Here is a 7,647-nt window from a genome sequence, read left to right on the forward strand (position 1 = left end):
AGTGGAACTGTCGTGACCGTTCAGAGATCTGGAAGAGATCAAGGTGAAAGTTTTTTTCGGTATTTTGTCTCTGGTGCTCGGAATCGCCTCGATGGTGGTATCCGTTGGGTTGCAGACCGTCTGGTCCCCACCAGAGGAGAGAACCGCCAGCATCGAGGCCCCCGACTCGGAAGCGCCGCTGACAATCATTACCCCCGGTATTGAGGTGGAAGACGATGAGACGGCGGAATATACGCTCACCGGTGAGGGCGAGTTCACCTTAATGCTGGGGCAGCGCCGGGATATTGATGCCTGGGTTGGCGATGCTGCTCACACCGAGATCACTGGTATCGACGACTCCGGCGACGACCCGGTGGTGACTGTTGAAACCGTGGAGGGGGAATCTGAGGTTCCCAATCCGGTCAATTCTGATCTGTGGATGGCTACCCAGACCGTGGAGGGTGAAGTCACTCAGCGCTGGGCCGCCCCGGAAGAAGGCGATTGGGCACTGTTAGTTGCTACCGATGGCACCACCCCTGCTCCCACCGAGCTGTCGGTCACCTGGGCGACGGATGAGACCGAATCGCCGTGGGTCACTCCGCTGATGGTGATCGGCGTAGTACTGGTGCTGATCGGGCTGATCTTGTTGATCTGGGCGCTGGTGAGTTTCCGGTCCAAGGCGAAGAAAAAGCCTTCGGGACGCCGTGCTGCTGGCCGTGCCCCGGCTCGTGAGCAGGCGCAGGTGCCAGCTGCGGGTGAATCAGGGTCCGGATCGATCTCGACCCTGGGCCGAGTGAGTGCTGTGCTGGTGATCACCAGCATGATCCTGGCAACCACCTCGGTGCTCACCGCACAGGCAGAAAACACCGAGGAACCCGATAATGCTCCGGTGGAGTCACAGATTGATGAGGATGCCTCCGCGGTGCCCGAGGACGCCGTGGTTCCGGTGGTCTTCCCGGATCAGCTCGAGACCATCCTGGGACGGATCAATTCTGCGGTCGAAAAAGGTGACGCCTCCGAAAACGTCGAGGATCTCGGTCACCGAGTGCAGGCCCAAGCTCGCACCATGCGCTCTGAAATTTATCGCAACCGAGGTATTGATGAAGAGGTTTCCTCGCCTGTTCCGATTTCGGAGGACTCAATACAACGGGCCTGGATGGAACCCGAGGAGCAGTTCCCGCGCACCATGATGGTGCTCACCGGCGCAGAGCCTGGGCAAAGCGATGAGGACTCGCAATACCCGCAATTATTGACGTTGACTCAACCCTCGGCCCGAGAACAGTACCAGCTGGTGGCGAATACCCCGGTCTTGGACGGTGTGGAGATTCCGGCCGGTGACCTGACCGATACCGACGTGACCGAATTAGCCGAGGATGAGGACGCCGGTGCGGTGGCCTCACCCAAGGATGCCTTGACCGATGTGGTGGCCTATCTCGATGACCCTGAGGCTGATGCAGCCGACAGGGTCGCCGATAACGCCTACACCGAAGCAATTCATGAGTTGCAAAGCCAAGAGGTTGACGCCCAGTCGGAGAATAATACTGAGGTCTCTCACACGCGGAGCCTGTATAACGAGTCGATGACCGCACTGAAACTCAGTGATGGTTCGGTGTTGGTGATGGGGGCGGGCTCGTCGACCACGACATTTACTCCCGAAGAGGGTGGCACCGTGAATGTGGGCAAGGTAGCTGCCGGGCTGGACGACTCTGACAACGCTGACGAGGAAGCCACAGCGGAGGAAGACGCTGCGGGGACCTACAGTACCGAGGTACGACTCAAGTACCGCGAACAGCTGGCACTGCTGATTCCGGCTGAGGGTGAAATTCAGCTCGTGGGGTATTCCTCATCGCTGTCAGAAACCAGCAGTGAGTAGACTGAGCCCAGAACGTGATCGAGTCTCGTGGCCCCAGGGTGTCCACGGGCAATAATCCCCGACGACAGGAGTTCCTGCAGATGACCGAATCCACCGGTGCCACCCCCGCCCAATCGCGCGGAGCCGTTGATCTGACGCAACTACAGCAACAGAGCCCCGGTTCGCCCGCTGGGGGAGCGGATGGTGGATCGGAGGCCAGCTGGGTGCTGACTGATATGGATCAGCAGGGTCTGCAACAATTGTTGGAGCATACCAATCAGGTTCCGGTCATCATTCACCTGGCTCGTTCGGCCACCGATGATGTTTCGGCACAGATTGACCAGGCTCTGGTTCCAGAAATCGATGCGCGCGCCGGACGCATTGCCGCCGGTCGTGTCAACGTCGACACGCACCCCGAAATTTTGCAGGCCTTCGGTGGTGCCCAAGCTCCGATGGTATTGGCCATTCTGGGCGGGCAAGCGATGCCGCTACTCAATGCCCCGGCTCCTGCTGAGCAGATCAAGGCTCTGTTGGATGAATTGAACGCGGTAGCAGTCCAAAACGGTCTGTCGGGCTCAGTTCCTCCACTGGTGGCAGCCGAAGCCGACGCTGAAGGACACCTGCCACCGCATTTGCAAGAGGCCGAAGATGCTGTTGCCGCCGGCGATTATCACGGTGCAATCGCGGCCTATCAGCGGGTCTTGGAACAAAACCCCCGGGACGAGCACGCCAAAGCCGGGGTGGCCCGCGTCGAATTGTTGCAACGCACCGAGTCAATGGATGCCCAACAGGTCCGCACCGCAGCAGCCGAGAATCCCGATGCCGTCCAGGCCCAGATCGATGTGGCCGATCTGGATCTGCTGGGAGGTCACGTCGAGGACGCCTTCACCCGTCTGGTGAAATTTATTGCCTCCCACTTTGGTGACGACCGGGAGACGGCCCGGGCACACCTGGTCGAGTTGTATCAGATCGTCGGCGATCACGACCCGCGCGTGGGAGAGTCTCGGAAGAAATTGGCGATGGCCTTGTTCTAGACCGGGGTGGCTAGATACCGGTCGAGGCCATGAGCGGATCCTCGGAACGCGACCCGTGGGCGTGATGAGGGTTAGAATAGAGGCATGACTTTTGAGACGATATCCGTGCTGAACTCTTCCGTGGATCCCGAGCAGGATCTCAGCGGTGGGTCAACGGGTGTGCTGGAACGCGAAGAACAGCGCCAAGCGACCGAACCCGGGGACCACGAACGTTTTAAACACTTCGTGCCGAAAGATAAGCTTGCCGATGCCATGATCAACGGCACCCCGGTGGTCGCATTGTGCGGCAAGGTCTGGGTCCCCTCACGGGATCCAGAGCGGTTCCCGATGTGCCCGTCTTGCCTGGAAATCTGGGAAGGTATGGAGTCCGGGGATGCTGAGTCCGGTCAGGGCCGCGGTGGCCGCGGATTCTTCGGATTCGGGCGCGGCAAGAAATAAACTCCGACAGAACCGGACCGTCAAAGCTACCCGAGCACGCTGTGTCTTCGGGTAGCTTTTGTCGTGGTGCCGGCCGCGTTGCTGGTCTAGCCACCGGTGAGATGACACAGCACGAACACAGCAGACACAACCGTAGGGGACATACAGGCCGGGGAGGAGCCAATCAGTGAGTGAGCAACCTGATGCGTTATTCCAGATTGGAGAAGATCTCCCCCCTGCTCTGCCGAAACGCGCTGCATGGGGCACCGCCTCGAAACTGCGCCAGTGGCAGCAAGAGGCGCTAGAACAGTATTTCTCGGCCCCGCACAAAGACTTTCTCACCGTGGCTACTCCGGGTGCGGGCAAAACCACTTTCGCGTTGCGCGTGGCCAAAATGTTGAAAGAATCCGGGGTGATCTCCCGGATGACGGTGGTGGCACCGACCGAACACTTGAAGAAGCAGTGGGCCGATTCTGCGGCTCGTATCGGGTTGGCCATTGACCCGAACTTCAAGAATTCCGATGGGCATCACGGAAGAGAATATATGGGTGTGGCCCTGACCTACGCTCAGGTGGCCCAAAAACCGGTTTTGCACCGTAACCGCACCGAAGCAGCCCGCACGCTGGTCATTCTCGATGAGGTCCACCACGGCGGTGACGCACTCAGTTGGGGCGACAGCATCAAAGAGGCGTTCGAACCCGCCACGCGCAGACTGTCACTGACCGGTACTCCTTTCCGTTCCGATGACGCCCAGATTCCCTTCGTGCGCTACGCCGATCAGGGGGATGGAGTGCTGCGGTCGCAGGCTGATTACACCTACGGGTACGGGCCAGCGCTGAAAGACCATGTGGTGCGTCCCGTGATTTTCATGGCCTATTCCGGGCAGATGCGCTGGCAAACATCAACCGGCGAAGTGATGGAAGCCCAGCTGGGTGAAGCTGCCACGAAGGACATGACTCAATCGGCATGGCGCACCGCACTGAACCCCGAGGGACAGTGGATCCCCTCGGTGCTCAAAGCCGCCGATCGTCGTCTCAGCGAAGTTCGTCGCAACGTGCCCGACGCCGGAGGACTGGTTATTGCCACCGACCATGAGGACGCCCGGGCCTATGCAGCCCAACTTCAGGCGGTGTGTGGCGAACCGGTGACCACGGTTCTCTCCGATGACCCGACGGCCTCGGAGAAGATCGAGAGCTTCGCGACCTCCGATCAGCGCTGGATGGTGGCTGTGCGCATGGTGTCCGAGGGGGTGGATGTGCCGCGACTGTGTGTGGGGGTGTATGCCACCTCCACGTCCACGCCGATGTTTTTCGCTCAGGCGGTGGGACGTTTCGTGCGCTCACGTAAGCGCGGTGAGACCGCCTCGGTGTTTTTGCCTTCGGTGCCGAAGCTGATGGCATTGGCCAATGAGCTGGAAACAGAACGTGACCACGCCCTTCAAGTCACCGGCGCCGTGGAAGTGGAGAATCTTGAGGAGGCCGCCGAAGAACGAGAACTGAAGGAAGCGAACCGACAGGAGTCGGCCTCGTCACGTCTGACCGAAGGCACCTTCCGTGCCTTGGAATCCGACGCTGCTTTTGACAAGGTCCTGTTCGATGGAGGCGAATTTGGTGCGGGAGCAGCCGTGGGATCTGCCGAAGAACTCGATTTCCTCGGCATCCCAGGTCTGCTCGATGCCGAACAAGTCTCAATCCTGCTCAAACAGCACCAGGCCAATCACCTGAAAAACCGGCCCGCCAAGTCCACGACATCCTCCCAGGATCCAGCGGTGGTTGACCACCGACAGATGAAAGAACTCCGGAAAAAGCTCTCCTCGATGGTGTCTGCCTGGGCTGCCCGCAGTGGTACTCCACACGGGGTGATCCATAACCGGTTGCGAGAGATCTCCGGAGGCCCTGCGGTGGCCCAGGCCTCCCGAGAACAATTACAAACCCGCATTAATACCTTGCAAAAATGGTTTGTGGGCAAGAAATAAACCTCCCGGCATCCACCGTCCCGGGATCAGTGGGCTCGGTGGCTGACGAGAGGTTTATCGCAAGCTGGTGCCAGCATTCAGGCTGGCCTCGGTACCGGTTTTAGTGAGCCAGAATGGCCCGGCACCGACCGACGTGGCATCCGGCATCTTCCATTTCCGAGAAAGCGTCTTCGGACTCCGCCGGATCAACACCGGCGCACAAATCTGCCAAAACCTTGACATCGTAGCCGGCATCGACGGCGTCCAGGGCCGTGGCTAGCACGCAGTGGTCGGTGGCAATGCCGACGATGTGCACGGTTTCAATATCGCGTTCGGCCAGCCACGCATTGAGATCCGGTGCACCATCTTCCACGGCGCTGGCTGCTGCGGCGGTGGCGCCATAGGGGCCGGCGTTACCGGTGGGAGCGTCCGACCGAACTTCATCGGGCTGGCCCAACAGCCCCTCAAACGCGGAGTAGCCGTCGTCGTAACGGCCCTTGAGGAACTCGGCCTGGATATGGTCGGTGTCGAGGTAGTCGCTGAGTTCAGCACCTTCGGTTCCGGCCACACAGTGAACCGGCCAGGTGTCACTGAAGTTGGGTTCCTCGTCGTTGTTCTGGGCGAAATGTGGGCCCGGTTCCACGTGCCAGTCGCGGGTGGCGACGACGGCATCGTATTGTGAATGAGCTTTCTCCAGGAATTCTGAAATCTTGGTTGCGGTGGCATTACCACCTTCGACGGCTAATGTACCGCCCTCGCAGAAGTCTTTCTGGACGTCCACGATCACCAATGCACGCATGGTCTTATGTTCCTTTGGATCGAGAGGTGCGTTGTGACGATGCTGAGCTAGCATATCCTATCTGTCCCGGGGGAAGTCAATCTCCTGGAATAGTGACGGAATGACTGGGTCTCCGGCTTGTAAACGGAAGGCCGTCCGGGGGAGTTCAGCCAGGGACTTACGGTGCCGGGCGACAGCCCGCTGCACACCGGCTTGACCGATATAGCGTTCGTCAATCTCACCGTGATCAACGAGCTTGACGACCACATCTCGATGGGTCTGATCGGATGTGATAGGTTCATCCACGCTGAGCAACTCAGCGGCGGCCACTCCGCTAGGAGTTAGCTGGCGGGCCGCATACTTCCGGCCACCCACCGATTTCTTCCCCTGGGAGGCTTTAGCCACATTATGCCACGATCCATCGTCGGCGGCCCGGGCAGTGAGCTTATAAACCATGGAGGCGGTGGGTGCCCCGGAGCCGGTGACCAGCTTGGTGCCCACCCCATAAGCACTCACCGGAGCCGAGCGCAATCCGGCGATGGCGTATTCGTCCAGATCCGAGGTGACCATGATTCCGGTGTCGGTATTGCCCAGCTCATCGAGCAATTCGCGCACCGAGTGGGCCTGCTCAATCAGATCACCGGAGTCAATCCGGACCTTGCCTAATCCGGGACCGGCCACCTCCACGGCGGTGCGGACTCCTTGCGCAATATCGTAGGTATCCACCAACAAGGTGGTGTCCGGACCGAGCGTGTCGACCTGAGCCTGGAAGGCCTCGCGCTCGGTGTCGTGTAGCAAGGTCAACGAGTGTGCCGCGGTACCTCCGGTCGGAATACCGTAGCGGACACCGGCTTCCAGGTTCGAGGTGGAACCGAATCCAGCCACATAGGCAGCCCGAGCGGCGGCCACAGCAGATTCCTCGTGGGTACGCCGGGACCCCATTTCAATACAGGGGCGCCCCCCGGCAGCCCGCACCATTCGCGAGGCCGCCGAGGCCACGGCGGAATCGTAGTTCAAAATAGACAGGGCGTAGGTTTCCAGCAGGCAAGCCTCGGCGAAGGTGGCCTCAACCTGCAAGATGGGGGAGTGCGGGAAATACACTTCGCCTTCGGGATAACCGTAAATGGTGCCCGAAAACGTGAAATCGGCCAGCCACGCTAAGGTTTGATCGGTAACGACCCGGTGGTCGGAGAGAAAACCAAGCTCGGCGTCCGTGAAACGAAAGTGCTTCAGGCCTTCTAAGAATCGGCCGGTTCCGGCCACCACACCGTAACGTCGTCCCTCGGGCAAACGTCGTGCAAAGAGCTCGAAAATGCTGGGTCGATGTGCGGCACCGGAGGCCATCGCCGTATCGAGCATGGTCAGCTCGTAGTGGTCGGTGAATAACGAGGACGGCCAAAACCCGCGATTGGTCTCTGAGTGATCGAGAATACTCACTTAAACAACACTACTCTGTCTGACCGGGATGCCAAGACCCCGACGTACCTTATTGATATTGAGCGCGTGGCTCAGGTCGTGCCTCACGTATCGTGAGCGCGAAGCCATAGTGTGAACGCATGGATAAGGACATTGTCTCGATGAGTGCTCGGATTGAAGTCACCAAGCAATTACGTAGGGATTATCGCACGGGGTC

At 59.7% G+C, this 7,647-nt stretch carries 6 protein-coding genes; 4 read left to right on the top strand and 2 right to left on the bottom strand.

The features are described from left to right. Positions 1-43 precede the first annotated feature (43 nt). The 4 genes from DCC24_RS04245 (at position 44) to DCC24_RS04260 (ending at position 5,257) form a co-directional block, all read left to right on the top strand. Positions 44-1,852: a hypothetical protein gene (locus DCC24_RS04245; protein ID WP_110098675.1), complete on the top strand. Its 1,809-nt coding sequence runs from the start codon at positions 44-46 to the stop codon at positions 1,850-1,852. An 80-nt stretch (positions 1,853-1,932) separates the two neighbouring features. Then, on the top strand, positions 1,933-2,865 hold the full coding sequence (locus DCC24_RS04250; RefSeq protein ID WP_110098676.1) for a co-chaperone YbbN: 933 nt from the start codon (positions 1,933-1,935) through the stop codon (positions 2,863-2,865). Positions 2,866-2,949: 84 nt separating this feature from the next. Next, positions 2,950-3,303 (top strand): DUF3039 domain-containing protein, encoded by a 354-nt coding sequence (locus tag DCC24_RS04255; RefSeq protein ID WP_110098677.1) that lies wholly within the window; start codon positions 2,950-2,952, stop codon positions 3,301-3,303. Positions 3,304-3,469: 166 nt separating this feature from the next. After that, positions 3,470-5,257: a DEAD/DEAH box helicase gene (locus DCC24_RS04260; RefSeq protein ID WP_110098678.1), complete on the top strand. Its 1,788-nt coding sequence runs from the start codon at positions 3,470-3,472 to the stop codon at positions 5,255-5,257. A 100-nt stretch (positions 5,258-5,357) separates the two neighbouring features. On the opposite strand, the gene DCC24_RS04265 is transcribed toward DCC24_RS04260, so the two are convergent. Continuing rightward, positions 5,358-6,035, bottom strand: a complete 678-nt coding sequence (locus tag DCC24_RS04265; protein WP_110098679.1) for an isochorismatase family protein — start codon at positions 6,033-6,035, stop codon at positions 5,358-5,360. 57 nt (positions 6,036-6,092) lie between these two features. Continuing rightward, positions 6,093-7,373 (bottom strand): nicotinate phosphoribosyltransferase, encoded by a 1,281-nt coding sequence (locus tag DCC24_RS04270; protein ID WP_110098696.1) that lies wholly within the window; start codon positions 7,371-7,373, stop codon positions 6,093-6,095. Positions 7,374-7,647: the final 274 nt, after the last annotated feature.

The sequence above is a fragment of the Auritidibacter sp. NML100628 genome (assembly GCF_003185985.1).
Lineage (GTDB): Bacteria > Actinomycetota > Actinomycetes > Actinomycetales > Micrococcaceae > Auritidibacter > Auritidibacter ignavus.

What these genes read in the sequence shown, in the direction of transcription:
- DCC24_RS04250 (WP_110098676.1), top strand. Translation starts at nt 1,933, where the DNA reads ATGACCGAATCCACCGGTGCCACCCCCGCCCAATCGCGCGGAGCCGTT.
- DCC24_RS04270 (WP_110098696.1), bottom strand. Translation starts at nt 7,373, where the DNA reads ATGCTCGATACGGCGATGGCCTCCGGTGCCGCACATCGACCCAGCATT.
- DCC24_RS04255 (WP_110098677.1), top strand. Translation starts at nt 2,950, where the DNA reads ATGACTTTTGAGACGATATCCGTGCTGAACTCTTCCGTGGATCCCGAG.
- DCC24_RS04265 (WP_110098679.1), bottom strand. Translation starts at nt 6,035, where the DNA reads ATGCGTGCATTGGTGATCGTGGACGTCCAGAAAGACTTCTGCGAGGGC.